18 protein-coding genes are annotated in these 26868 nt (G+C 71.9%); 9 read left to right on the top strand and 9 right to left on the bottom strand.

All coding sequences use genetic code 11. The features are described from left to right. Positions 1-12: 12 nt before the first annotated feature. The 7 genes from ACZ4EF_RS14570 to ACZ4EF_RS14540 form a co-directional block, all read right to left on the bottom strand. On the bottom strand, positions 13-2028 hold the full coding sequence (locus ACZ4EF_RS14570) for a S53 family peptidase (protein WP_467504670.1): 2016 nt from the start codon (positions 2026-2028) through the stop codon (positions 13-15). A gap of 728 nt (positions 2029-2756) precedes the next feature. Next, positions 2757-4787: a beta-galactosidase gene (locus ACZ4EF_RS14565; protein ID WP_467504668.1), complete on the bottom strand. Its 2031-nt coding sequence runs from the start codon at positions 4785-4787 to the stop codon at positions 2757-2759. Between the two features lie 8 nt (positions 4788-4795). Then, positions 4796-6829, bottom strand: coding sequence for a glycoside hydrolase family 31 protein (locus ACZ4EF_RS14560; protein WP_467504666.1), 2034 nt, complete (start codon positions 6827-6829; stop codon positions 4796-4798). 169 nt (positions 6830-6998) lie between these two features. Then, the gene (locus ACZ4EF_RS14555; protein WP_355339763.1) at positions 6999-8030 is read right to left on the bottom strand and encodes a LacI family DNA-binding transcriptional regulator; all 1032 of its coding nucleotides are present in this window, start codon (positions 8028-8030) and stop codon (positions 6999-7001) included. Between the two features lie 128 nt (positions 8031-8158). After that, positions 8159-9124: a carbohydrate ABC transporter permease gene (locus ACZ4EF_RS14550; RefSeq protein ID WP_355339766.1), complete on the bottom strand. Its 966-nt coding sequence runs from the start codon at positions 9122-9124 to the stop codon at positions 8159-8161. Continuing rightward, entirely contained in the window at positions 9121-10158 is a 1038-nt protein-coding gene (locus ACZ4EF_RS14545) for an ABC transporter permease (RefSeq protein WP_467504663.1), read from the bottom strand. The genes ACZ4EF_RS14550 and ACZ4EF_RS14545 overlap by 4 nt, the downstream gene beginning before the upstream one ends. A gap of 3 nt (positions 10159-10161) precedes the next feature. Then, positions 10162-11841 carry an ABC transporter substrate-binding protein gene (locus ACZ4EF_RS14540; protein WP_355339772.1) on the bottom strand — a complete coding sequence of 560 codons (1680 nt, stop codon included), beginning with the start codon at positions 11839-11841 and terminating at the stop codon, positions 10162-10164. 387 nt (positions 11842-12228) lie between these two features. On the opposite strand from ACZ4EF_RS14540, the gene ACZ4EF_RS14535 reads away from it, so the two are divergent. From ACZ4EF_RS14535 to ACZ4EF_RS14525, 3 genes are all read left to right on the top strand, one after another. Continuing rightward, positions 12229-15192: a glycoside hydrolase family 3 C-terminal domain-containing protein gene (locus tag ACZ4EF_RS14535; protein WP_467504661.1), complete on the top strand. Its 2964-nt coding sequence runs from the start codon at positions 12229-12231 to the stop codon at positions 15190-15192. A gap of 128 nt (positions 15193-15320) precedes the next feature. Next, positions 15321-16184: an aldo/keto reductase gene (locus ACZ4EF_RS14530; protein WP_355339778.1), complete on the top strand. Its 864-nt coding sequence runs from the start codon at positions 15321-15323 to the stop codon at positions 16182-16184. Between the two features lie 48 nt (positions 16185-16232). Continuing rightward, positions 16233-17207, top strand: a complete 975-nt coding sequence (locus ACZ4EF_RS14525; protein WP_391041793.1) for an aldo/keto reductase — start codon at positions 16233-16235, stop codon at positions 17205-17207. A gap of 103 nt (positions 17208-17310) precedes the next feature. On the opposite strand, the gene ACZ4EF_RS14520 is transcribed toward ACZ4EF_RS14525, so the two are convergent. Next, the gene (locus ACZ4EF_RS14520; RefSeq protein WP_467504659.1) at positions 17311-17781 is read right to left on the bottom strand and encodes a winged helix-turn-helix transcriptional regulator; all 471 of its coding nucleotides are present in this window, start codon (positions 17779-17781) and stop codon (positions 17311-17313) included. 195 nt (positions 17782-17976) lie between these two features. Here ACZ4EF_RS14520 and ACZ4EF_RS14515 point away from each other — a divergent pair, with 195 nt between their 5' ends. After that, positions 17977-18615: an NADPH-dependent F420 reductase gene (locus ACZ4EF_RS14515; RefSeq protein WP_467504657.1), complete on the top strand. Its 639-nt coding sequence runs from the start codon at positions 17977-17979 to the stop codon at positions 18613-18615. A gap of 37 nt (positions 18616-18652) precedes the next feature. Here the strand turns inward: ACZ4EF_RS14515 and ACZ4EF_RS14510 are convergent, their stop codons facing one another. Further along, complete coding sequence (locus tag ACZ4EF_RS14510; protein WP_355339789.1) at positions 18653-19795, bottom strand: mandelate racemase/muconate lactonizing enzyme family protein; 1143 nt, start codon at positions 19793-19795, stop codon at positions 18653-18655. A gap of 293 nt (positions 19796-20088) precedes the next feature. On the opposite strand from ACZ4EF_RS14510, the gene ACZ4EF_RS14505 reads away from it, so the two are divergent. The 5 genes from ACZ4EF_RS14505 to ACZ4EF_RS14485 all read left to right on the top strand — a co-directional run bounded on the left by ACZ4EF_RS14505 (position 20089) and on the right by ACZ4EF_RS14485 (position 26835). Then, a complete protein-coding gene (locus ACZ4EF_RS14505; protein ID WP_467504654.1) occupies positions 20089-21096 on the top strand; it encodes a LacI family DNA-binding transcriptional regulator in 1008 nt (335 codons plus the stop codon). Between the two features lie 129 nt (positions 21097-21225). Then, entirely contained in the window at positions 21226-22629 is a 1404-nt protein-coding gene (locus tag ACZ4EF_RS14500; RefSeq protein WP_467504652.1) for an ABC transporter substrate-binding protein, read from the top strand. A 6-nt stretch (positions 22630-22635) separates the two neighbouring features. After that, positions 22636-23586, top strand: a complete 951-nt coding sequence (locus ACZ4EF_RS14495) for a carbohydrate ABC transporter permease (RefSeq protein ID WP_401851537.1) — start codon at positions 22636-22638, stop codon at positions 23584-23586. Then, the gene (locus tag ACZ4EF_RS14490; RefSeq protein ID WP_391158551.1) at positions 23583-24473 is read left to right on the top strand and encodes a carbohydrate ABC transporter permease; all 891 of its coding nucleotides are present in this window, start codon (positions 23583-23585) and stop codon (positions 24471-24473) included. Before ACZ4EF_RS14495 ends, ACZ4EF_RS14490 begins: the two co-directional genes overlap by 4 nt. Before the next feature lie 64 nt (positions 24474-24537). After that, a complete protein-coding gene (locus ACZ4EF_RS14485; protein WP_467504649.1) occupies positions 24538-26835 on the top strand; it encodes a hypothetical protein in 2298 nt (765 codons plus the stop codon). Positions 26836-26868: the final 33 nt, after the last annotated feature.

Genomic DNA, 26868 nt, shown 5'->3' with positions numbered 1-26868 from the left:
TCGGGACATCGGTCAGCGGTGGCCGAAGGAGCGGAGGTAGGACAGGGTCGGGGAGCCGACACCGGTCGCGTTGTCGAAGCCGCGGACCGCGTTGAGCGAGGTGTCCTCGCCGAAGGCGGCGAGGCGCACGGCGAGGGTGCCGTTGACCAGGCCGAAGTCGGCGACGTTGCTCAGCGGGGCCTTGTGGTGGTGGGCGGCGTTCTGGTCCACGACGTCCTTGAACAGCCCGGCGCGGGCGTAGATCGCCGGGTTGGCGAAGCCGATGGCGTGGTGCCTGGCCTGGATGGCGTCGGCCTGGACCGCGGCGAATTCCGGCGCCGAGACGCTGGTGCCGCCGTAGCCGCCCTCGCTGTACGGGGCGCCGTCGGAGATGCCGACGAGGACCGAGGTGTACAGGTCACCGTTCATCGAGACGTCCGGCGTGACGCGCTGGGCCGTACGGCTCTTCGCGCCGGTCATCAGCGTGTGCGACAGCGAGCCGGGCACGACGCCGCGCTGGTACGCGGGCTGTGCGAAGTCCTCGCTGGTGCCGCCGCCGCCGCCGAAGTAGAACGGGGCCGGGGGAGCGGGGGTCCAGCTCTTGCCGTCGGCCGACAGGTTGGAGCGCAGCGTGCCCATGTCGGTCTCGAAGCCGTACGCGCCGCTCTTGTCCTTCAGACCGAGCGCGGTGCCGCCGACCGAGGTCACCCACGGGTCGGAGTCGGGCCAGTTGGCCTGCGCGCGCGAGGTGTCGGGCTGGCAGTTGACGCCGGTCGCAGCGGCCAGCGGGCTGCTGTCGCCGCAGTCGCCCGCGGAGAAGCCGATGGTGATGCCCTCGACGGCGGCCTGCTTGAAGACCTGCTCGTAGGCGGCGATCAGCGACGAGGTGACGTCGGCGTCGTCCGTGGTGTGCATGATCTCGCCCCACGAGTTGGAGACGACATCGGCCAGGTGGTTGTCGACGATGGTGCTGATGGCGCCCAGCAGGTCGTTGTCGTCGCAGGAGTTGGCGCCCACGTAGACGACCTTGGCGTCGGGCGCGAGGCCGTGCGCCATCTCGACGTCCAGCGCCTCTTCCGGCGCCCAGCCCTCGGGGCCGCCGCACAGGTCCTGGTTGGTCCACTGCGACGGGTCGACGACCTCGCTGTACTGGCCGGACCTGAACGCCTTGTCACCGTGCGCGGTCGCGTACTGGTTGGCGTCCGCCAGCATGGTGGAGCTGCCGTACGCGTCCACGATCGCGATCGTCGCGCCCTTGCCGGTCAGTCCCGAGGCGGTGATGCCGTACGCCTTGCGGAGCTGCGAGGGGTAGAACGAGCACTGGTCGAACGGCACGTCGGACGTGGTGTATCCGGCCGGCGCGCCCTTGGCGATCTTCTGGCCCCAGTAGTCGGAGCAGGTCGCGGTGGTCGGCAGTCCGGCGTCGGGCTTGCCGCTCCTTGCCGGGGTCGCGGCGGAGCGGGCCGCGGTGTCGTCGACGCGGTGCGAGTTCGGCTTGGCGACGTTGGCGCCGGGCGTGGTGAAGCCCGTCACGCCGAGGATCGCGGAGGAGACGGACGCGGGGACCACGACGTCACGGGCCGGGGCGTGCCGCAGCGTGCCCGAGACGCGGTACTGGTGGATGCCGGTGCCGAACGCCTTGGTGACCGCCGCGTTGGTGCCCTTGACCGTGATCGCGTGGTCGGAGGTGCTCACGACCTTCAGGCCGGAGTCGGCCGCCCACTTCCGGACCGCGGAGACCTGCGCCTTGGTGGCGCCGAAGCGCGCCTTGTACGCGGCCGGGCTCAGGAACTCGCCGTAGCTCGCGTTGCTCGGGTCGGACACGGCCGTCGCGTACTTCGTCAGGCCCGCGGCGTCCTGGCCCGCCAGGTACACGGTGCCGGTGATCTCGGTGTTCGCCGCGACCGAGCCCTGGTCGGCGGAGGCGGTGGCCCAGTCCGGGTGGCTCTGCGCGATGGTCTTGGCCGCGGGCGCGGGGCCGCTGGCCTGCGAGGGCATGGCGAGGATCAGGGACCCGGACACCATGGCCAGCGAGGCCGCCGCGACCACCGCTGCGCGGGCCCGTGCGACACGGGGTTTTTGTATGTCGTTGATGACGACTCCAACGTGAGGTCAGGAACAGGACAAGGACGAGACCTGGATCGTGGTGCGATAGCTGCGTGTTGCACGCTTTTGGCGGGCGACGGCTGTAGTGTGCACGCCACTTCCGGACGCTGGGAATGCCGAACAGCCGTCCTTAGCTGGACCTTTAACCACCGGGCGGGGATTTCGGCGGGCTTAGGTCATATGCCGGGTCTCGGGCCGCATAAGGGCTGGCGCGATCACGTCGGACGGCCGGGGTATACGCGCGTCCGGCCCGCGGCCCTGCGGGTCCCGGTGCGGCGCGGGTGCGTTCCGCCGTCCCTGTCATCTGTCAGGAGCGGGCCCGCCGGGCCGTGCCTACGGTGGTGGGTGTCCGGCCGGACCGGTCCGCACGGGGGAGCCCCCGCGCCCGAACTCGGCCGTCTCGCCGGGGCCGAGCCGCAGCAGCCTCGGGCGCCGCCCGGCCGGTTCCTCTCCCCACCGTGCGTCGGATTCCTCGGGCAACTGCACAATCACCGTGTCCACGCCCGACCCCCTTCCCACCCCAAGCGTCACACCTGTTGCGCAGGAGGGGACGCCCTTCGGGAAGAGCCGGTTGCGTGACCATCCCAGGATGACCGAGAAGCGTTCACTCGTTCGGGTGATGCCGGGGTCACGTTCCGTGCCCGTCCCCCGAGTCGGCAAGGGCGGTCCCCTCAGCCCTCCTCGCGGACGACCACGGCGCTCGCGGGCGGCAGGACGGCGCCCTCGGAAGGAAAGGCGCGGGACGCCAGGAGATCGTGGCCCCGCACGGGGACGCGGACCTCGGCCGGGGAGTGGTTGAGGAGGAAGAGGTACGCGCGGCCGTCGTCGCTGTGGCGGCGGACCGCCTCGACGCCCGCCGGAAGACCGGGGAGTTCGGGCTCCGCGCCGCAGGCCCGTATCAAGCCGCCGATCAGCGCGGTGTACGAGGCGGGGGACAGCCGGGTGGAGGCGTACCAGGCGGTGCCCCGGCCGTGGGCGTGCCGGGTGACGGCGGCCCGGCCGGTCAACGGCCCTTCCGCGTAACCGATTTCGGCCGTCGCGCCCTCCAGCAGCAGCGCCTCGGTCCAGGTGGTGCCGGCGCCGCCGTCGGTCAGGGGGACGGCGGCGCCGGACGGCAGGGGGCGGAACTCCTCGGCGCGCAGGCCGAGCAGTGGCCGCAACGGGCCCGGCGCCCCGCCGGGCCACGCGCGGTAGTGGGGGTCGACGGCGCCGCTGAAGCACTCGACCAACAGGGTGCCGCCGCCCTCGACGTAGGCGGTGAGCGCGGCGGCGGACTCCTCGGAGACCAGGTGCAGGCTGGGGGCGAGAACGAGCCGGTACGCGGACAGGTCGGCGGACGGGTGCGCGAAGTCGGTGGTGATCCCGGCGTCCCACAGGGCGCGGTGGGCGCGCTTGAGCGCGGGCAGGTACGGGAGTTCCGGCGTGGGCAGGACGGGGGTGTCCAGCGCCCACCACACGTCCGGGTCGTGCAGGACGGCCGCCCGCGCCCGTACGGTCGAGCCGGTCACCTCGGCCAGCGCGGCCACGGCGCGGCCGGTTTCGACGGTCTCGCGGAAGATCCGGGTGTCCGGCCCCGCGTGCGGGACCATCGCGGAGTGCCAGATCTCGGCCCCGGCCGGTGACTGCCGCCACTGGAAGAACAGCACGCCCTCCGAGCCGCGCGCGATGTGGCTCAGCGAGTGCCGCAGGATGTCGCCCGGCTCCTTGGGCAGGACGAGGTCGCCCGCGTAGACGGTGCTGGTGGCCTGCTCGATCAGCAGCCACGGCCTGCCGCCGCCGAAGGAGCGCGCCCGGTCCGCGCCGAAGGCGGTGTCTGCGGCGGCGTCCAGGCCCGGCGCGTCCGGGTAGTGGTCCACGCCCACCAGGTCGACCTCGCGGCCGAACGCCCACAGGTCGAGCACCTGGTAGCCGGGCAGCATCACGTTGGTGGTGACCGGCACCCGGCTGTGCGCCCGGATCGCGTCGCGCTGCTCGCGGTAGGCGGTCAGCGCGAGGTCCGACCAGAAGCGCCGGAAGTCCAGCACCTGGCCGGGGTTGGGCCGCCACTGCGTGGCGCGCGGCGGCTGGATCTGCTCCCACGCGCCGTAGCGCTGGCTCCAAAAGGCGGTGCCCCAGGCCCGGTTGACGGCCTCCAGGGTGCCGTACCGCTCGCGCAGCCAGTGCCGGAAGGCGTCGGCGGCGTGCTCGCAGTGGCAGACGGTCGCGTACTCGTTGTGCACGTGCCACAGCGCGACCGCCGGGTGCTCGCCGTACCGGGCCGCCAGCGCGTCGGCGACGGCGCGGGCGGCCTGCCGGTAGGCGGGCGCGGCCAGGCAGTACGTGTCGCGGCTGCCGTGGGTCAGCCGGGTGCCGTCGGGGGTGACGGGCAGCGCGTCGGGGTGCGCGAGGCCGAACCACGGCGGCGGCTGCGCGGTGGGCGTGGCCAGGTCCACGGCCACGCCCGCGGCGTGCAGCCGCTCCAGCCGGGCGTCCAGCGGCGCGAAGTCGTAGCGCCCCGGCTCCGGTTCGAGCTCCGCCCAGCCGAAGACGTTCAGCGTCACCAGATTCACCCCGGCCCGCCGCATCAGCTCCTCGTCCTCGCGCCGTACGGCCGGGTCGTCGGCGAACTGCTCGGGGTTGTAGTCGCCGCCGAAGGCGGGGCCGCCGAGCCGGGCGGTCAGCCAACCGGCCGGATCGGCGCGGGAGTCGGGGACGGTGTTCATGGAAGGGCTCACCTCGGCTCCGCGATCGGCAGCCGCGCGCCGTCCCGCAGGAACAGCGGAATGCGGTCGAGCGGCGCCGCGGCCGTCACCGTACGGCCGCCGTCGTGCTCCTCGCCCGTCCACGCGTCCGTCCACCGCGCGCCCGCCGGGAGGTAGACCTCCCGCGTGACCGCGCCCGCCTCGGTGACCGGCGCCACCAGCAGGTCGGGCCCGAGCAGGAAGGCGTCGCGGATGCCCCACGCGTCCTGGTCGTCGGGGAACTCCAGCAGCAGCGGCCGCATCGGCGGCACCCCGCTGCGGGCCGTCACCCGCATCTGCTCGGCGATGTACGGCCGCAGCCGCTCGCGCAGCCGCAGATACGACGCCAGGACCGCGTACGCCCGCCCGCCGTAGGACCAGACCTCGTTGGGCAGGCCGGTCATGCCCGGCTCCAGGACCTGTTCCGGGCCGCGGAAGCCGTGCAGGCGGAACAGCGGGCAGAAGGCGCCGTACTGGAACCAGCGGACCAGCACCTCGCGGTAGGCGGGGTCGTCGGGGTCGCCGCCGTGGAAGCCGCCGATGTCGGTGGTCCACCAGGGGATGCCGGAGAGCATCACATTGAGCCCGGCGGTGATCTGGGCGCACAGCGACGCGAAGTCGGTGCCGATGTCGCCCGACCACAGGGCGGCGCCGTAGCGCTGGGCGCCCGCCCACGACGAGCGGTTGAGGGTCAGCACCTCGCTGTGCCCGGCCGCGCGCAGCCCGTCGTGCACCATGCGGGCGTGCTCGCGCGGGTAGAGGTTGGCGACTTCGAGCCCGGGCCCCGCGTGGAAGCGCAGATTGGCGGGGTAGTTGGGCTTCAGCTCCGGTTCGTCGGCGTCCAGCCAGAACACCGAGACGCCGTGCGCCAGGTAGTTGGCGGCCAGCTTCTCCCACACGTACGCGCGGGCCTCGGGGTGCGTGGCGTCGTAGAAGGCGACCTGCGCCGCGTACGCGCCGAGGCCCTTGTCCGGCCAGTCGGCGTGCGCGAGCGGGCCGTACTCGGTGCCGATCAGCAGCCCGCGGTCCCACATCGGCGCGTGGTTCTCGCTGGCCGGGCTGACCGACGGCCACACCGAGACCATCAACTTCACGCCCATGGAGTCGAGTTCGCGGACCATCGCGGCCGGGTCCGGCCACTCCGCCGGGTCGAAGCGCCAGTCGCCCAGGTGCGTCCAGTGGAAGAAGTCGCAGACGATGACGGACAGCGGCAGCTCGCGGCGGCGGTACTCGCGGGCGACCTCCAGCAGCTCCTCCTGTGTGCGGTAGCGCAGCTTGCACTGCCAGAAACCCGTGGCCCAGTCCGGGAGTTCGGGACTGTGGCCGGTGGCGTCGGCGTACCGGCGCAGGATCGCGCCGGGGTCGCCCGCGGTGAACCAGTAGTCGATCTGCCGGGCGCTGTCGGCGACCCAGCGGGTGCCGGTGACGCCCAGCTCGACCCGGCCGACCGCCGGGGAGTTCCACAGCAGGCCGTAGCCGCGGCTGGAGATCAGCAGCGGCACGGTCACCTCGCCGTTGCGCTGCACGAGGTCGAGGACCGCGCCCTTCTGGTCGAAGAGTCCGTGTCCGTGCTGGCCCAGGCCGTAGCAGCGCTCGTCCGCGTAGGCGCGGAAGCGCTGCTCCAGGCGGTGGTAGCCGTTGCCGGTGGCCGTGTAGAGGCGCGGGCCCGGCCACCAGAAGTGCGGCGGCTCCTCGGCCAGCAGCTCTCCGCCGTCGTCGGTGCGCTCAAAGGTCAACCGGCCCGCCGCGGCGGGCAGTTCCGGGGTCAGCCGGCCCTCGGCGCAGGCGTCGATCCGTACGGTCAGCGCGCCGTTGACGAGGGTCGCCGAGTCGCCGTGCACGGTGATCGCGGTGGTGGCGCCGGGCGGCGGCGCGTCCAGCGCGCCGGGCAGATCCTCGACGATCTCCCCGGCGGGCGCGGACCGCACCCGGACCGCGTCCGGGCCCCACGCCTCGACCCGCAACGTCTCACCCCTGGCCCGCCATTCGAGGGCGTGCTCGCGGATGCGGAAGTGCTCTGCCATGCGGTGGCTCTCCTGACGTGTCTGTGCGAGGGCGGAAACGGGCGTGCGGGGGTAGGGAAGCGGCGCCACCGGGGGGAAGCGGCGCTATGGGGGGAAGCGGGGGTAGGGAAGCGGCGCTATTGGGGGGAAGCGCGGGGTCGGGAAGCGGCGCTATGGGGGGAAGCGGGGCTCAGTCGCGGTGCGGGGCCGGGCCTGTGCTCTCGCGTGTGGTCAACAGAGGTGTGAGCAGGGCGACTTCGTCGGCGTCCGCGCCCTCGATCCGCCGCATGACCAGCTCCACCGCGCGCCGCCCCAGATCCTGCGCGGGCCCGGTGACGGCGGTCAGCCGCGGCGAGTACTGGTCGGCCAGCGGCTCGGGGCACAGCGCCACCACCGAGGCGTCCTCGGGCACGATCCGCCCGGCCGCCCGCAGCAGGCTCAGCAGCGGCCCGATCGCGCCCTCGTTCTGCACGACGAAGCCGGTGGTCTCCGGCCGGTCGGCGAGGACGCGGGTGAAGGCGCCCGCCGTGCTCTCGTACGTCCCGTCGCACGGCCGGTGCACGATCCGCAGCCCGCGCTCGGCCGACCTCGTACGGAAGCCGGTCAGCGTCCGCTCCGCGTACCCCGCGTGCCGCCGGTAGACCGCCGGGCTGTAGCCGATGAAGGCCACGTCGCGGTGGCCGAGGTCGGCCAGGTGGTCGGCGCACAGCGCGCCCGCCGCCGCGAAGTCGTGGTCCACGCACGACAGTCCGGTGGCGTCGGCGGGCAGTCCGATCAGCGCGGCGTGCGTGTTCTGCGCCCGCAGGACGGGGATGCGGTCGTCGTCCAGCTCGACGTCCATCAGAATCACGCCGTCGGCCAGGCCGCTGGCCGCGACCCGCCGCACCCCGTCCGGGCCCTCGTCGTTGGTGATCAGCAGCACGTCGTAGCCGAAGCCGCGCGCGGCCATGGTCACCGCGATGGCGATCTCCATCATGATCGGCACGTAGACGTCGGTGTGCAGCGGCACCATCAGCGCGATGATGTGCGACCGCTTGCCCGCCAGCGCCCGCGCGCCCGCGTTGGGGTGGTAGCCCAACTCCCTGATGGCCGCCTCGACCCGGCGCCTGGTCGCCTCGGAGATCGAGCGCTTGCCGCTGATGACATAGCTGACCGTGCTCGACGACACCCCGGCGTGCTTGGCCACTTCGGCGATGGTCACGGCGGAGGTGCTTCCCATCATGCTGTGCTGCTCCTGTCGTGGTGGCGGCCCCGCGGTCCCCTGCGTACGTTCACCCGTGCCCCGACCGCTCATTCCGTGCCCGCTCATTCCGTGACCGCTCATCCCGTGACCGTCCGTCCCCTGACCGCTCATCCCTTGACCGCTCCGGTCAGCACGCCGGTCTTGAAGTGCTTCTGCATGAAGGGGTAGACCATCAGGATCGGTACGAGGGTGAGCACCACGACGGCCATCTGGAGCGACAGCGGCGCGGTCTGCGCGTGCGCGGTGCCGAAGCCGCTGTTCACCGAACCCGGCATGTTCATCCCGTAGTTGACGTACTCCAGCAGCACGTACTGCAACGGCCACTTGGGGCTGTCCGTGGGCATGTAGAGCATGACATTGAAGAAGGAGTTCCAGTATCCGACCGCGTAGAAGAGCGTGACGACGGCGGTCACGGCCCGCGAGGTGGGCAGCACGACCGACCACAGGATGCGCCAGTCGTTCGCGCCGTCCATCCGCGCCGCGTCGATGAGTTCCGCGGAGGTGCCGGAGTAGAAGGCGCGCAGCACGAGGATGTTGAACACGGAGATCGCGCTGGGCAGGATCAGCGCCCAGTACTGGCCGTAGCCGCCGAGGCCGGTGACGACGAGGTACGTCGGGATCAGGCCGCCGCTGACGAACATGGTGACGATCAGCACCATCAGGATCGCCCGGTGGCCGAGCGACCCGGAGCGCGACAGGCCGTACGCGCACAGCACGGAGACCACCATCGAGATCGCGGTGCCGACGCCCGTGACGCCGAGGCTGACCAGCAGGGCGCGGGTGACCGCGCCGTTCTCCAGCATCAACCGGTAGGCGTTGAGCGTCACCCCGTCCGGCCAGATCACCAGGCCGCCCGCGCGGCCGATCGCGCCCGGCGTGGACAGGCTGGTCAGCGCCACGATCCACAGCGGCACCAGGACGGCCGCCACGACCAGGGCCAAGGTGGCGCCCTTGAAGGTCTGCCCGGCGACGCCCGGCGCCTCCTCCCACGACGGGCGCTGCGGGCCCTTGCGCGCACGGGGGTTCCGCGTACGGCCGGCGCGGTCGCCGCCCACGGTCAGTGTGTCGGTCATCTGCGGTACAACCCGTCCTCGCCGAAGGAGTGCGCCAGCCGGTTCGCGCCCCAGATCAGCAGCAGCGAGATGACGCTCTTGAACAGACCGGCGGCGGCGCCGTAGCTGTAGTTGTTGGTGGCGATGCCGTAGTAGAAGGAGAAGGTGTCCAGGACGTCGGCCGCGTCGTGGCCGACCGCGCCGCGCTGGATCAGGAACTGCTCGAAGCCGACGGTCAGCGCGTTGCCGAGCCGCAGCACGAGCATCAGCACGATCACCCCGCGCATGCCGGGCAGCGTGATGTGCCACATCCGGCGCCACCGGCCCGCGCCGTCGACGGCCGCGGCCTCGTACTGGTTCTGGTCGATGGCCGCGAGCGCCGCGAGGAAGACGATGATGCCCCAGCCCGCCTCCTTCCACACCGCCTGCGAGGTGATGAGCAGCGCGAAGGTGTGCGGGTCGGTCATCACGTCCCAGGTGCCGATCGAGTGCCGGCGCAGGAACTGGTTGAGCACGCCCGCGCCGCCGAGCATCTGCTGGAAGACGGTGATCGTCAGCACCCAGGAGAAGAAGTGCGGCAGATAGACGATGGACTGCACGAAATTCCGCAGCCGTTCGCTGATCACGGTGTTGAGCATCAGGGCGAGCGCGATCGGCACCGGGAAGAAGAGGACGATCTGGACGGAGCTGAGGAAGAGCGTGTTGCGCAACGCGCCCCAGAACAGCGGGTCGTGGAAGAGCTGCCGGAACTGCTCCAGGCCCGCGAAGTCGCTGTTGCGGACGCCGACCAGCGGGTCGTAGTACTCGAAGGCGGTGACCAGGCCGAACAGCGGCGCGTAGTTGAAGACCAGCAGCAGCGCGACGGCCGGGAGGGTCATCAGCAGCAGCGACTTGTCGCGGCGCAGCCGCACGCGCCAGGTCAGGCCGCCGTGCGCCGTGCTCTCGGCGTCGCGTGAGCCCTTCTTGCCGTCGCGTGCGCCCTTGCCGGGGTCCCCGTCCGCGGCGTCCGGCTTCCCCGGTGTCCCGTCCGCCTTCCCGGTGATGATCGCGGCCACCGCCTACTGCCCCGAGCCGTACTTGTCGAGCACGTTCGTCTGCATCCACGTCGTCAACCGCGTGCCGCCGCTGCTCTTCCACGAGGAGATCGCGGCCTGCACGTCGGAGACCTTCTTCTTGCCGTGGTAGCAGTCCTTGATGGTGTCCTCGACGGCCTGGCCCGCGTCGGCGGTCGCGAAGCGCTGCGGCACGGTGATGTTCATGTTCCAGAACACCGGCTTGTACGCGGTCGCCGCCGCTGCCGCCTGCCAGGCCGCGTAGTCCTTGGTCACCTGCGGGGCACCCGGATTGCTGATCACCGCGGAGCAGGTGGCCAGGAACGGGTACGTCTGCTGCTGGACGTCCTTCTTGCCCTCGTCGGTGAAGGTGGGCGTGCCGTTGTCCATCGTGTAGTGGACGCCCTCGGCGCCGTAGTTGACCATCGTGTACTCGGCGGAACCGAAGGGCGCGGCCAGGTAGTTGGCGACCGCCAGCAGCTCCTTGATCCGGTCCTTCGACAGCTTGATGTTCAGATAGCTCATCAGGCTGGTGGAGTTGCCGAGGAAGATGCCGGGCTTCGACGTGCCGTCGGCGGCGAAGACCTTGAACGCGCCGCGCCGGTACTTCGGATCGGCCGCCGTGCCCGCCTGCGCGTCGGCGAGGTTCCACGCGCCGGTGCCGTCACCGGTGACGACGACCTTGCCCGCGTAGAACCGGTTCTTGCCGTCGTTGGTGTTGCCCGCGAGCGCGTCCGGGTGCATGTAGCCGGACTTGGCGAGCTTGTAGTGCCAGTCCAGCGCCTCCAGCAGCTCCTGGCCCTCGTACTTGTGGACCAGCTTGCCGTCCTTGACCGTCCACTTGTTGGGCACGCCCCAGAACGGGGAGAGATACGTCCACAGGTCGTCGAAGGCCCACACGCCGCCCTTGGCGTTCGTCAACTCCTTGCCGAGCGCGAGGAGATCGGCGGCCGAGGAGATCTCGTCCGGGTTGATGCCCTTGGCCTGGAGGATGTCGGCCCGGTGGTAGGTGGTGCCCGCGACGACGAAGCCGCTGGAGAAGGACGGGATGCCGTAGAGCTTGTCCTCCCACACCCCGGCCTGCCAGGCGCCGGTCGGGATCGCGGCGAGGTTCGGGTAGTCCTTGACCGCGTCGCCCGCCAGGTACGGCGTGAGGTCGGCCAGTTGGGTGCCGGCCAGCTTGCCGACGTTGAAGTTGGCGTTCCACCAGGTGGGGAGCTGGATCCAGTCCGGCAGCTTCTTGGCCGCCGTCATGGTGGGGATGGCGGTGTCGTAGTGGTTGCCGTCGGCGGGCTTCATCGTCAGCGTCACGCCGAGGGCCTTGCTCATGGCCTGGTAGAAGGAGTTGCCCGGCTCCGGGATGGTGCCCCACAGCGGGGTGACGGCGGTGTAGCTGCCGCCCTTGCCCGGCACGCCGTCGACCGTCTTCACCGGGCTCGCCGGGTAGGTCAGGAAGCCGGGGTCGGTGGCGGTGCCCGCGGCGCCCGGCACCGCCGGGATGTCCGCCGTGACCGAGCGGCTCGCGGTGAACTGCGGCAGCGCCGCCTTCAGTCCGCTCTTGCTGCTGGTGCCACCCTTGCTGCTCGACCCGCTTCCGCAGGCGGTCAGCAGCGGGGACAGCGCCGCGGCTCCGGCTGTCGCCGCCGCCGCGCTCACAAAGGTTCTGCGGTTCAACTGGCTGGTCATGGTGGGTCCTTCGCCGTGTGGGGTGGTCCGATCCGGGGGGACGCCGAGGGTGCGTGCCGTGGGTGCCGTTTTGCCGTGCCGGTGCCGCGTGGAGGGGGCGAGACGCCGGGGAGAGTGTCGAAGAGGACTGTCGAAGCGCTTCGATGTGTCGGCGACAGTAACCACGTGTTTCGGTTCCGACAAGAGTTCTGACGCGACTGTCCGGCGGGCGGATTCCGGCCCCGTACGGTCCTGCGGACATCATCGCCGCCCTGGTCAGGGCGTTCGATGAATTCGACAGCGGTGCGCCGGACGGAGGTTGTGTGCGACCCGTTGACACCCTCGTCGGCGGCGTGTCAGCTTCGGCGAAGCGCTTCACCACGTCACCGGCCCAAGGGGTTTGCCTCAGTGAGTACGACGCCCGTGCACGACCGGCCGCCCTTCCGCGACGCGGAACTGCCGCTGCGCGAACGGGTCGAGGACCTGCTCGGCAGGCTCACCCCCGACGAACGCGTGGCGCTGCTGCACCAGTACGCCCCGGCCGTGCCCCGGCTGGGCATCGCCGCCTTCCGCACCGGCACCGAGGCGCTGCACGGCGTCGCGTGGCTCGGCACCGCCACCACCTTTCCGCAGGCCGTGGGCCTGGGCGCCACCTGGGACGAGGAGCTGACGCACGCGGTCGCGACGGCCGTCTCCGTCGAGCAGCGCGCCTTCCACCACCACAGGGCCGCGCCCATCGGCGCCGGGCCGATCAGCCTCCAGGCGTGGGCGCCGGTGGTGAATCTGCTCCGCGACCCGCGCTGGGGGCGCAACGAGGAGGGCTACGCGGAGGACCCGCTGCTCACCGCGCGCCTGGGCGACGCCTACTGCCGGGGCATGGCGGGCGACGACCCCGAGCACCTGCGCACGGCGCCGATCCTCAAGCACTTCCTCGCCTACAACAACGAGGACGACCGCTGCGTCACCTCCTCGGGGCTGCGCCCGCGCGTGCTGCACGAGTACGACCTCGCCGCCTTCCGCCCGGCCGTCGCCTCGGGCGCCGCGACCGGCGCGATGCTCGCGTACAACCTGGTCAACGGCCGTCCCTGCCACGTCAGTCCGCTGATCGAGTCGGAGCTGCGGCGCTGGGCAGCGCCCACCGGGCACGAGCTGTTCGTGGTCAGCGACGCCGAGGCGCCGAGCAATCTGGTCGACCCCGAGCACTACTTCACCGACCACGCCGAGTCGCACGCGGCGGCGCTGCGCGCCGGGGTCGACAGCTTCACCGACCACGGCGAGGACTCCGCCGTCACCGTCGGCCGCCTCCAGGACGCGCTGCGGCGCGGGCTGATCGACGAGGACGACGTGACGCGCGCGGTACGGCGGCAGCTCGCGATCCGCTTCCGGCTCGGCGAGTTCGACCCGGAGCGCGACCCGTACGCGGCCATCGGCTGGGACGCCGTCGACTCGCCCGCGCACCGCGAACTCGCCCTGCGCGCCGCCACGGAGGCGGTGGTGCTGCTGAAGAACGACGGGACGCTGCCGCTGGAGCCGGTCGCGGGGGCATCGCACAAGGTCGCGGTGATCGGGCCGCTCGCGGACACCCTCTTCGAGGACTGGTACAGCGGCACGATGCCGTACCGGATCACGGCCGCCGACGGGCTGACGGCCGCGCTGGCCGCGCGCGGCGACGAGGTGACCGTCGTGGTCGAGGGCGTCGACCGGATCGCCCTGCACGCCACCTCGTCGGACGGCGCGCTGTCGGTGCCCGCCGCCGACCCGGCGGGCCCGCTGCTGCTCGCGGCCCCGGCGGCCGAAGTCCCGGCCGACGACTTCTGCTTCGACGTCTTCGACTGGGGCGGCGGTGTGCTGACCCTGCGCAGCGCCCGCACCGGCCGCTATCTGACCGCGCGCGACGGAGGTGTTCCCAGCGGCGGCGACGAAAACGCTTCCGGGCAATGGGTGCTGACGGCGGATCAGACGTTGCCCAACGGCTGGGACGTCCAGGAGACCTTCCGCCTTGAGGAGCGGGCGGACGGTACGGAGCTGCTGCGGCATGTGCACAGCGGCCGGTACGCGGCCGTGGACGGGGCGACCGGGCGCGTGACGGTGAGCGCCGACACCCCCGCGGAGGCCGAGAGTTGGCGCCGTACGGTCGTACGCGACGGGATCGCGCAGGCGCGGGCCGCCGCCGCCGCGGCCGACACCGCCGTCGTCGTCCTCGGCAACGACCCGCTGATCAACGGCCGTGAGACGCAGGACCGCCCCGACACCGACCTGCCGCCCGCGCAGGACGCGCTGCTGCGGGCGGTCGCCGCCGCGCAGCCGCGCACCGTCCTGGTCGTGACCAGCAGTTATCCGTACGCGCTCGACTGGGCGCAGGAGCGGGTGCCCGCGGTGCTGTGGACCGCGCACGGCGGGCAGGAGAGCGGCCGGGCGCTGGCGGCGGTGCTGCTCGGCGCGAGCGAGCCGACCGGGCGGCTGCCGCAGACCTGGTACCGCGGCGACGACCCGCTCCCGCCGCCGCTGGACTACGACATCATCACGGCGGGCTGGACGTACCAGTACCACCGCGCGCCCGCGCTCTACGGGTTCGGGCACGGCCTGTCGTACACCACGTTCGGCTACGAGGACCTGCGGCTGTCGGCGGCGCGGATCGCGCCGGGCGAGCCGGTGACGGCGACGGTGACCGTCGTCAATACCGGGGAGCGCGCGGGCACCGAGACCGTGCAGCTCTACACCCGTGCGGTGGACGCCCGTTACGACGCGCCGCTGCTGCGGCTCGCCGCCTTCCGTAAGGTGCGGCTCGCGCCGGGCGAGCGGCGCGAGGTGAGCGTCGAGGTGCCCGCCGACGCGCTCGCGCACTGGGATGTCGGGACCGGCGCCTTCACCGTGGACCCTGGCGCGTACGACGTCCTCGTGGCGCGCGGGGTCCAGGACGTCGCCGCGACCGCCCGGCTGGAGGTCACCGGCCCGACTCCCGCTCCCCGTAATGCGGTTGGAGTGCGCGTGGCGGCCGTGGACTTCGACGCCTGTACGGGGCTGCGGCTGCTGGACGCGGGCCCCGTCTCCGGTGACGCGGTCGGCCCCGCGGCGCCGGGGGAACCGGCCACCGCCGTCTTCCGGGACGTCGGCCTGACCGGGGCGCGTACGGTCGCGGTCGAGGTCAGCCGACCGGCGGCCGAGGGCGGGTCCTGCGCCGTACCGTCCCGGATCGAGCTGTGCTGCGACGGCGCGCCGCTGGCCGCCTTCACCCCGCCGCCGACCGCCGACCGGCACACCTGGACGGAGCTGACCGCGCCGCTGTCCGCCCCGCCCGGCCCCGGCCCGCACACGCTGAGCTGGACACTGACCGGAGACGCGCTGCTGGCCGGGTTCACCTTCGCGGAATGAGCCACGGCGCGCATTGAACGGCCGCGCTTCTTAATTCGTTCGCTTTCTTCTATTGGACGACTGCCCGCCCCACGGGTGAAGCTGGAGGTCCGTTGTCGTCGTAGGTGGAATGAGAGAGGCGCGAAACCATGCAGAGCCGTCGTATCGGTGCCGTCGAGGTCAGCGCGATCGGGCTGGGCGGGATGCCCATGTCGATCGAGGGGCGCCCGGAGGAGGCACGTTCCGTCGCGACGATCCACGCGGCGCTCGACGCCGGGGTGACCCTGATCGACACCGCGGACGCGTACCACTGGCACGCCGACGAGGTCGGGCACAACGAGTCGCTGATCGCGAAGGCGCTGGCCTCGTACGGCGGCGACAGCGACGGCGTGCTGGTCGCGACCAAGGGCGGCCACCTGCGGCCGGGCGACGGTTCGTGGACGCTGGACGGCAGGCCCGAGCACATCAAGGCGGCCTGCGAGGCGTCGCTGCGGCGGCTCGGGGTCGAGGCGATCGGCCTCTACCAGTTCCACCGGCCCGACCCCGCCGTGCCGTACGAGGAGTCGGTCGGCGCGCTCGCCGAGCTGCTGGACGCGGGCAAGATCCGGATGGCGGGCATCTCCAACGCGAGCCCGGACCGTATCCGGCTGTCCCAGGAGATCCTGGGCGGGCGCCTGGTGTCGGTGCAGAACCAGTTCTCGCCCGCGTATCGCTCCAGCGAGCCGGAGTTGACGCTCTGCGACGAGCTGGGCATCGCCTTCCTGCCGTGGAGCCCGCTCGGCGGTATCGCCCACGCCGGTGAACTCGGCTCCTCCTACGGGGAGTTCGCCAAGGTCGCCGCCGCGCACGGCGTCAGCCCGCAGCAGGTCTGCCTGGCCTGGCTGCTCGCGCTGTCCCCGGTCGTCGTCCCGATCCCCGGCTCCAGCCGCCCCGAGACCATCCGCGACTCGGTCGCCGCCGCCGAACTCACCCTGGACGCCGACGAGATCGCCCGGCTCAGCGCCGCCGGCTGACGGTCCGCCCGCGCCTTCGCATTCCGCAACCCCGAGAAGAGGAAGTCTGTGCGTTACCGCGAACTGGGCCGCAGCGGCCTGTCCGTGTCGGAGATCGGCTACGGCGCCTGGGGCATCGGCGAGGGGGCGTGGGTGGGCGCGACCGAGGACGAGTCGGTGCGCGCCCTGCACCGGGCCGTCGACCTCGGCGTGAACCTCATCGACACCGCCCGCGGCTACGGCGAGAGCGAGCGCATCGTCGGCCGGGTCGTCCGCGAGCGGGCGGCGGCCGGTGACGAGATCCTGGTCGCCACCAAGGTCCCGCCGGGCAACGGCACATGGCCCGCGCCCGCCGGGGTGACCGCGGAAGAGGCGTTCTCCGGCGAGCACATCCGCGCCAGCCTGGAGACCAGCCTGCGCGCCAGCGGCCTCGACCACTTCGACGTGCTCCAGTTCCACGTCTGGCGGGACGAGTGGGTCGGCAGGGGCGACTGGCTGGAGACCGTCGCCGACCTCAAGCAGCAGGGCAAGATCCGGCTGTTCGGCGTCTCGATCAACGACCACGAGACGGACAACTCGCTGGCGCTGGTCCGCAGCGGTGTCGTGGACACCGTCCAGGTCATCTACAACATCTTCGAGCAGACGCCCGCCGAGTCGCTGCTGCCCGCCTGCCAGGAGCACGGCGTCGGCGTGATCGTCCGCGTCGCGCTCGACGAGGGCGGTCTGACCGGCGCGGTCACGGCCGGTACGACCTTTCCCGAGGGCGACTTCCGCAACCGCTACTTCCGCGGCGACCGCCCGGCCCAGGTCGAGCAGCGCGTCCGGGCGATCGTGGACGACCTGGGCATCGCCCCCGACGCCATCGCCGAGACCGCCCTGCGCTACGTCCTCAGCGCGCCGGCCGTCTCCACCGTCATCCCCGGCATGCGGTCGGTGCGCAATGTCGAGCGCAACACCGCGGTCAGCGACGGGACGCCGCTGACCGACGAGCAGCTCGCGATCCTCGCCAAGCACCGCTGGCAGCGGAACTTCTACGCGTCGTAGCGGGCTGTCGCCTCACCACCGCGAGGCACGGCGAGGCACGGCGAGCCACCGTGAACCCCGGCGAGCCACCGCGACACACCGCTCATCACCGCTCACCGACTGCTCACCACTCCTCGGCGCCCCGCGCCGCTTCGCGCGCCGCCGTATGCGCCGCTGCATGCGCCGCTGCATGCGCCGCCGTTTGCGCCGCCTCCTGGGCGTCGAGGAGTTCGTCGCCGTGGTCGAGGGCCCAGCGGCCGAGCGCCCGCATCGGGCCGTCGACCAGGCTCTCGCCCAGCGCGGTCAGCCCGTACTCGACGCGCGGCGGCGCCTCCGCGTACGCCCGGCGGCCCACCAGGCCGTTCCCGAGCAGCCGGTGCAGCGTCTCGGTCAGGACCTTGTCGCTGATCCCGCCGATCGCGGCGCGCAGCGCGCGGCGGCGGCGCGGGCCCGTGCGCAGCGCCGCGAGCACGACCGGGTCCCAGGTGTGGGCGAACAGGTCGGTGGCCGCGCGCAGCCGGCAGTCGGCGACCCGTTCGTAGCAGTGCGCGCCGGGGCTCTCGCGCGTCTCGTCGGGGCTCTCGTGAGGGCTCATCGCGCCACCCATCATGGTCCGTCCCTCGCGCACCGGCCGGTGCGTATCGGCTTCCCTACCGTATCCGTCAGACGATCGCCGCTGGTCACGGCGCCGGGCGGGGACTGGTCGCAGCGCGGGTCAAGGCGCTGGTCACGGCACAGGCCACGGGCGCGGCGCGGGCCACGGCACAGGGCACGGGCGAGGGAGCGAAGGATGCGGATCGGGATTCTCGGTACGGGAACGCTGGCGCGGGCGCTGGGCGAGGGCTGGCTGCGCGCCGGGCACGAGGTGGTGGTCGCGGGGCGCTCGACGGCCAAGGCGGCGGCGCTCGCCGAGGCGCTGGGCCGCGGCACGCGGGCCGTCGCGCCGCGGACGGCCGTCAGCGGGCGGGACGCGGTGCTGCTCGCCGTCGCCTGGGACGGCGCGGAGGACATGCTGGGCGCGGCGGGCGCGACCGAGGGACTGCTGGCCGGGACGCCGCTGATCGACCCCACGAACGCGGTGGCGCACGGCGCCGGAGTCCTGCTGACGGGGCCCGCCGAGTCCATGGCCGGGCGCGTCGCCGCCCGCGCCCCCGGCGCCCATGTGGTCAAGGCGTTCCACCTCTTCCCTTCCACCCAGTGGACCGACCCCGTCGGGCCGGCCGTCACCGTCCCGATCTGCGGCGACGACCCGGCCGCGCTGGACGTGGTCGCCCGCCTCGTCCGGGACGTGGCCGCGACCCCGGCCGTCCTCGGCGGACTGGACCGCGCCCGCCAGGTCGAGGAGGTCGCGGGCTTCGTCATCACCCTGGCCTTCGCGGGCCACGACCCCAACGCGGCCGTCCCGGTCGTCCCGTCCCCGGTCGCGTAACGCCCGCCGAATCCGCGTCCGACGTGCCCTGATCCGGCTACCAGTTGGTGAAGGCGCCGTCCGGCGTGCGCAGATGGGGCCGTTCGGTCGTCGTGGCGCGGTGGGCGCGGGCGGCGTCGCGGTCGAGGGTGACGCCGAGGCCCGGCGCGTCGGTCGGCGTGACGCGGCCGGGGGAGATGGCCGGGCGGGTGGGGAAGAGCGCGGCGATGGCGGGCTCGGGGTCCGTCTGGTGCTCTTGGATCGCCACATTCGGGCAGGCCAGGTTGAGTTGGAGCGAGGACGCGGCGGTGACCGGGCCCAGCGGATTGTGGGTGGCGAGCTTGATGTGGTGGGTCTCCGCCATCGCGGCGATCTTCTTCGCCTCGGTCAGCCCGGCCGCCACCCCGATGTCGACGCGCGCGTAGTCGATCAGCTCCTCCTCGATCAGGGTCCTGAACTCCCATTTGGATCCGTACTGTTCGCCCGCCGCCAGCGGTACGCCGGTCCGCGCGCGCAGCATCCGGTAGCTCTCGGGGTTCTCGCTGCGCAGCGGGTCCTCGACGAAGTACGGGCGGGCCGCCTCGATCTCGCGGCACAGGGTGACCGCCTCCGGCGGGTCGAGCCGGGTGTGCACGTCCAGGATCAGCTCGATCTCGTCGCCGAGCGCGTCCCGCACCGCGTGGAACAGGCTCACCGAATCGCGCAGGCAGCGCCGGGCGTCGAGGACGTCGTCCACGTCGTGCGGCGCGGAGAAGCGCACATGCCGCCAGCCCTCGGCGACCAACTCCCGGCAGCGGTCGAGGAATCGCTCGCGGTCGTGGTAGTCGTCGCCGACGTGCACGTACGCCGGGACCCAGTCCCGTACGCGTCCGCCGAGCAGGTCGTGCACCGGCACGCCGAGCGCCTTGCCGCGGATGTCCCACAGGGCGACGTCCACGGCGGCGATGGCGGCGCCGATGATGCGGTCGGCGGGGAAGAAGCCGCGGCGGAACATCACCTGCCACAGGTGCTCTATGCGCCGCGGGTCCTCGCCGACGATCAGCTCCGCGAGGTGTTCGAGGCCGCCCGCGACCGCCCGCTGCCGGGATCTGATGCCGACCTCGCCCAGGCCGTGGATGCCCTCGTCGGTGTCGACCACCACCAGCATCATGCTGTCGCCGTGGTCGGGGAGGGTCAGCACTTCCAGGCCGGTGATCTTCATCCCGCTCCTCCGTGAGTGAGGCCCCCGTGAGTGAGGCACTGTGCGCGGCGCCGTCCGCGGCCGGTGAGCCGCTATGAAAACGTTCCCGCAACTTCATTATGCTTGCTGAGAACGCATCATCCGCAAGGACCGCCCTGATCCGCAAGACCCTGCTGCACTGGAGATTTTCATCGCGGTAACACTCTTGACACCTCCGGGAACGTTCGCAAGGATCCACGGCATCCGGCATCCGGCATCCGGCATCCGGCATCCGGCATCCGGCATCCGGCAGCAGCGACGCGAGGAGGCGGTCCGTGGCAATCACGATCCGGGAGGTGGCGAGCGCCGCGGGCGTATCGGTGTCGACGGTCTCCCGCGCCTTCACGGCGCCCGACCAGGTGCAGCCGAAGACCCGGCAGCGCATCCTGGAGGCCGCGGCGAAGCTCGGTTACGCGCCGAACCCGGCGGCGCGCAGCCTGCGCGGCGGCGGCACGGGCACGCTCGGGCTGATCATCCCCGACATCGCCAACCCGTTCTTCCCGCCCATCGTCAAGGCGATGCAGGCCCGCGCCCGGCGGCTCGGCTACACCGTGCTGGTCGCCGACAGCGACGAGCGCGAGGCCGACGAGCTGGAGACGATCGCGGCGGTCTCCAAGCGGGTCGACGGCCTGGTGCTGTGGGCGTCCACGCTCACCGAGGACCGGCTGGGCGAACTGGCCGACCAGATGCCGCTGGTGGTCGTCAACCGCCATGTGCCCGGCATCCCCGAGGTACGGATCTCGCTGTCGGCCGGGATCGCGCAGGCCGTGGAACACCTGCGCGCGTACGGCCACCGCCGGTGCGTGTTCATCAACGCCTCACGGGACGAGCTGAGCCGCGGCAAGTCCATCCACGAGTCCTTCGAGGCGCAGGACGTCTCCTTCGTCGAACTCGGGCCCTACGAGCCGCGGTTCGAGACGGGCGTGCTGGCCGCCACGCTGGTCGCCGCGCACGGCGCGACGGCCGTGCTCGCCCACAACGACCTCGTCGCCCTCGGCGTCCTGCACCAGATGGCGAGCCTCGGCGTGAGCGTGCCCGGTGACGTCAGCGTCATCGGCATCGACGACACCCTGCTCGCGTCCGTCTCCACCCCCAGCCTCACCACCATCAGGATCGACCCGGAGGAGGTCGCCACCCGGGCGGCCGACCTGCTCCTGGAGACCATCGCGGGCCACGGCGCGGCGCGTGCCGACGCGCCCGTCGACCCGCGGGCCACCCCCTTCGTGGAGATCGGCTCCCGGCTGGTCCCCCGCGCCTCCACCGGGCCCGCGCCGGGCCGCTGAGTCACCCGCCGTACCCGCGGCCACCGGCCGCCACGGCGCACATCGGCGCGACCCGCCCCGGGAACCGCGTCCCCCCATTCACAGCAAGGCACCCCGCACCGACCTCACCCTGCCCTCCGTGGAGACGAAATGTCCAGACAATCCCGCAATGCGGCCCTGCTCGGCTGCACCGCCATAGCCGTGTCCGTGGCCCTCACGGCCTGTTCCGCCGTCACCCCGAGCAAGTCCGGCGGCGTCGACGGCGGCGGCGACCTCACCCTCCGCGTCCAGGGCATGCCGCCCGCCACCGACAAGGCCGCGCTGACCCTCTTCAAGCAGCAGGTCGCAGACTTCGAGAAGGCCAACCCCGGTATCAAGGTCAAGGGCTCCACCACCGTCTTCGACCCGCTGACCTTCTCCGCCAAGCTCGCCGGCGGCAACGTCGAGGATGTCATCAAGGTCCCGCTCACCGAGCCGCAGCGGCTGATCCAGCAGAAGCAGGTGCAGTCGATCAGCGGCCAGCTCCAGTCCTGGGACCACTTCAAGGAGTTCAACCCGCAGGTCCTCAAGCCGCTGAGCGACAGCGCGGGCCAGGTCTACGGCGTCCCGCAGAATCCTTACGCCCAGGGCCTGGTCTACAACCGCGCGCTGTTCAAGGCCGCCGGGCTCGACCCCGACAAGCCGCCGACGACGTGGGACGAGGTCCGCGCCGACGCCAAGGCGATCGCCGCGAAGACCGGCAGGGCGGGCTTCGTCCAGGAGTCCAAGGACAACCAGGGCGGCTGGCAACTCGCCATGCTCTCCTACGCGTTCGGCGGCGACCTCGAACAGCGGCAGGGCGACACGTACACCGCGACCCTCACAGGCGAGGCCACGAAGAAGGCGCTCGGCCTGCTCAAGGACATGCGCTGGAGCGACAATTCGCTCGGCCGGAATCTGCTGAACAACCAGAACGACGTCATCAAGCAGTTCGCGGCCGGACAGGTCGGGATGTTCATGGGCAGCCCCGGCACCTACCGGCTGGCCAAGACGCAGTTCGGCATGGAGAACACCGACGACTTCGGCGTCGCCTCGATGCCGCAGTCCGGCGGCAACGCGACCCTGACCGGCGGCGACATCTACATGGTGCCCAAGTCCGCCGACACCAAGCACGCGGCGGCCGCCGTGAAGTGGCTGACCTTCGCCTACGCCGAGCCGCAGTACAGCACCGAAGCCGCCGCGGGCCAGGCCAAGGCGCTGGCGGCCGACCCCAAGTCGGCGGTCGGCGTACCGACGTTGCCGGTCTTCGACACCGCGCGGCAGACCGAGATCAACGCGGCGATCAAGCCGTACGTGAACGTCGAGCTCGACAACTTCGCGCCGTACACCCAGGGGCTGGGCACGCTCGACCTCAAGCCCGAGCCGCCGTACGAGGCGCAGACGCTGTACACCGCGCTAGACCCGGTCGTGCAGGCGGTGCTCACCGACCGCGGCGCGGACGTCGACGCGCTGCTCGCGAAGGCGGAGAAGGACGTCAACGCCAAGCTCGCCACCGACCAGTCCACCCAGAAGTAGCCGTTCATGAGCCTGCTCACCCACTCCCGGCGCGCCGCGCCCGCACCCGTCGCCCCCGCCCAGGGGAGCGCGGGCCGCCGCCGCGGCGGGACCGCCGCGCGCAAGCAGATCACGGCCTGGCTGTTCCTGCTCCCGGCCGTGCTGGTCTTCGGGCTGTTCGCCTGGTGGCCGATCGTCCGCAGCCTGCTGCTGAGCTTCCAGCGGACCAACCTCGTCGATCCCGCCGTCTGGGTCGGCTTCGACAACTTCCGCGCGGTCTTCGACGATCCGCTGCTCGGCACCGCCGTCGGCAACACCCTGTTCTTCGTCGGCCTCGGTCTGCTGATCGGGTTCCCCGCGCCGCTGATCCTGGCCGCGGTGATGTCGACGGTACGGCGCGGCGCGGGGGTGTACCGCTTCCTGGTCTATCTGCCGGTCGTCATCCCGCCCGTGGTCGCGATCCTGCTGTGGAAGTGGTTCTACGACCCGGGCAGCGGCCTGTTCAACACCGCGCTCGGCAAGGTCGGCCTCGGCCCGTACACCTGGCTGGAGTCCTCCGACACCGCGATGCTCTCGCTGGTCCTGGAGGCCACCTGGGCCGGGATGGGCGGCGCCGTGCTGATCTACCTGGCCGCGATGGTCGGCATCCCCGGCGAGCTGTACGAGGCCGCCGAGGTGGACGGCGCGGGCGTCTGGCGCCGGATCTGGCACATCATGCTGCCCCAACTGCGCTCGGTCATCGGCCTGTTGCTGCTGGTCCAGCTCATCAACACCGTGCAGGTCTTCACCGAGCCGTACGTCTTCACCGGCGGCGGCCCCGACAACGCGACGCTGACCGTACTGCTGCTGATCTTCCGCTACGCCTTCCAGGACGGCGAGTACGGCCAGGCCGCCGCGCTCTCCTTCCTGATGGTGCTCGCGCTGGGCCTGCTGTCCGGGGTGTATCTGCGCGCCACCCGCGGCTGGAGCACGTCATGACCCTGCTGAGCGAATCCCTCACCACCTTCGTCTCCGCCCACGACCGGCGGCGGCCCGGCGTACGGGCGGCCGTCCGCTCCGTCCAGGCGCTGACACTGATCCTGCTGCTGCTCATCGGCATCGGACCGCTGTACTGGATGGTCAAGGGCGCGGTGTCCGCGCCCACCGAACTCACCAACCACCCGCTGGCGTTGTGGCCCGACCGGCCGCGGCTGGGCAACTTCGCCACCGCGTACACCGACCTGAGCGTCGGCCGCTATCTGATGAACACCTTCCTGGTGGTCGGCGGATCGTGGTTCGTACAGCTCTTCGTCTCCGCGACGGCGGGCTTCGCGCTGTCGGTCCTCAAGCCGCGCTTCGGCAAGGCCGTCTACGGCGCGATCCTGGCCACGATGTTCGTGCCGTACACGGTGAACATGGTCAGCCTCTTCATGACCGTCATCGACCTGCCGCTGCTGCACCTCAACCTCGGCGACACGTACTGGGCGATCTGGCTGCCCGCCGGGACCAACGGCTTCACGGTGCTGCTCGCCAAGCAGTTCTTCGACGCGCTGCCGAAGGAACTCTTCGACGCGGCACGGGTCGACGGGGCGAACACCTGGCAACTGCTCACCAGGATCGTGCTGCCGATGAGCAGGCCGGTGCTCGCCGTGATCAGCCTCCTCGCGGTCATGCACAGTTGGAAGGACTTCATCTGGCCGCTGGTCGCGCTCACCGATCCGGAGAAGCAGCCGATCAGCGTCGCCCTCGCCCAACTTGCCACCCAGGCACCGCAGGACCAGCTCATCGCGGCCATGGTGCTCGCCGTCGCGCCGCCGATCCTGTTCTTCGCCGTCGGCCAGAAGTACATCGTGGCCGGGCTCGGCTTCACCGGCGTCAAGGGCTGAGTACGCCCGCACCCCCCCGCTTCATCCACGCACCTTCTCTTCGGGACAAGAGAGAGGCACCTCCATGCCAGTCGCACGCCGCACATTCCTCCAGGGCACGGCCGTCGCCACCGGGGCCGCGCTGCTCCCGGCCGTCGCCGCCCAGAACGCGCACGCCGCGGGCGCGGTCACCGTCTCCGCCGACGGCATCACGCTCGTCGGCCAGAGCGACGGCAGCGTCCTGATCAGCGACGGCTCGGGCACCGCCCGCGTCCTGATCAGCCACTTCATGATCAAGGACAGCGTCCTCGGCCAGCAGCGCACCTACGGCGGCACGCCGACGCAGGTCACGCTGCCCGACGGCCGCCCCGCCGTGCGGATCACGTACACCATGGGCAGCGGCGCGTCCGGCGTCACGGTGCGCGGCACCTTCGACGTCACCGCGCACAAGGCCCACATGTCCTGGGAGGTCGGCGGCTCCACCACCCTGACGCCCACCGGCTTCATGGTCGCCCGCACCGTCCAGACGCCGAGCGCGGCCGAGTCGTACGAGGCGCTGACCACCTGGACGAAGGACCCGCGCGGCGGCATCCCGTACGAGGTCAACGCGGGCGCCGCGTACACCGAGACCTGGTCCGACACCCGGGGCTCCTTCTGCCTGGCCGCCAGCAACTCCACCTATACGACGGCCACATGGCTGCACACCCCCGGCGCGTCTACGGGCACGGACACCGCCGCCACGACGGTGGACTTCGTCCTCGGCGGGCTGCGCCCGCGCGGCGCCGGGGTGCTGGCGGCGGGCAGGCCGCTGGGCGTGGAGGTGTGGACCGACCAGCCGTTCAACCTCTACAAGACCGCCGGGCAGACGATGACGCTCAAGGCGCAGGTGGTCAACGGCGGTCCGGCGGCCAAGCCGGTCACCGTGACCTGGTGGGCGCGGGACTTCGCGGGCACGCAGATCGCGGGCGGCACCGTCTCGCAGACCGTCGCCGCGGGCACCGCCTGGGACGCCTCCTTCCCGGTCGCCGCCCCCGCGCACGGCATCGTCTTCACCGAGGTCAGCGCCGTGAGCGGCGCCGACTCCGCGCTCGCCAGGACCAACCTGTCGGTGCTGCCCGACTTCGCCTATCAGGCGGGCGGCGAGTCGATGTTCGGCCTCGCCAACTACCCCTGGCTGCTCAAGCCGAGCCAGGCCGACGTGCTGGCGCTGCTGAAGCTGATCGGCGTGAAGCGGATCAGGATCGCCTACGCGGGCGCGCCCGGCATCGACACCGCGACCCTCGACGCCCACGGCATCCACCACAACGTGGAGCTGAGCGGCATCCCGATCGGCGGCAGCGCGGACCAGATCGTCGCCTGGGCCGACACCAACACCGCGAAGGCGACCGCCGCCGCCGCGGAGTACTTCGAGGTCGGCAACGAGGTGAACGCCCCCTGGATGGAGGGCCGGGGCGTCGAGGCGTACATCAGCGACGGGCTGAAGCAGGTCACCGACCGGCTGACGGCGGCCGGTTCCACGATGAAGGTCATGAACGCGGGCCTCGGCGGCATGGACTACGTGTGGACCGAGAAGTTCCAGCAGGCGGGCGGCTGGGACCTCATCGACGCCTTCGCCTTCCACCCGGGGCGCGGCAACTTCACCCCCGACTACGCCCCTTCGCCCGACGACTGGGTGGAGGGCACCACCGGCACCTACTGGAACTTCCTCGGCGCGCTGCGCAAGGCCAAGGAGATCATCGCCGAGTACGGGCCGAAGGAGCTGTGGATGTCCGAGGCGTACGCCCCCACCAAGCCCAACTCCTGGTGGCAGGACACCTACCGGCACGCCGCCGAGAACGTGCTGCTGAGCCTGGCGCTGGCCAAGTCCGAGGGCGTGCGCGGCGTCAACTGGTACCAGTTGCACGACTCGACGATCCACCACCCGCAGGAGGCCGACCCGGACAACGTCGAGTTCCACTGCGGCATGATGCACCGCGACACCAGCGCCAAGCCGTCGCTGCTGGCGTACGCGACGGCCGCGCGCGTCCTCGACCAGGCCACGTACGTAAGGCCGTTGGTCTTCGCCGACGCGGACGTGAAGGGGCTGCTGTTCACCACGCCCTCGGGCCCGGTGTCGATCCTGTGGACCCGCAAGGACGGCTACGTCCTCAACGCCGACCACGGCGCCGGCTCCTGGTACGCCTCGCCCGAGCCGTGGACCGACCCGTGGCCGACGAAGACGCAGGTCGTCGCGCACTCCGGGACCGTGGCCGGGACGGTGCGGGAACTCAACTGCGTCGGCGAGGAGCGGACGTTGAACGCGGCCGGCGGGAAGGTCACGCTCACCCTGGACGGAGCGCCGCGCGTCTACTACGGCCTCGCCGCCAACCCCGACTGGAAGTAAGCACGTCATGAGGGGCCGAGAAGAGTCATGAGG

The sequence above is a fragment of the Streptomyces sp. NPDC025721 genome, assembly GCF_055558595.1.
This window is presented reverse-complemented; position numbering and strand designations above follow the sequence as displayed.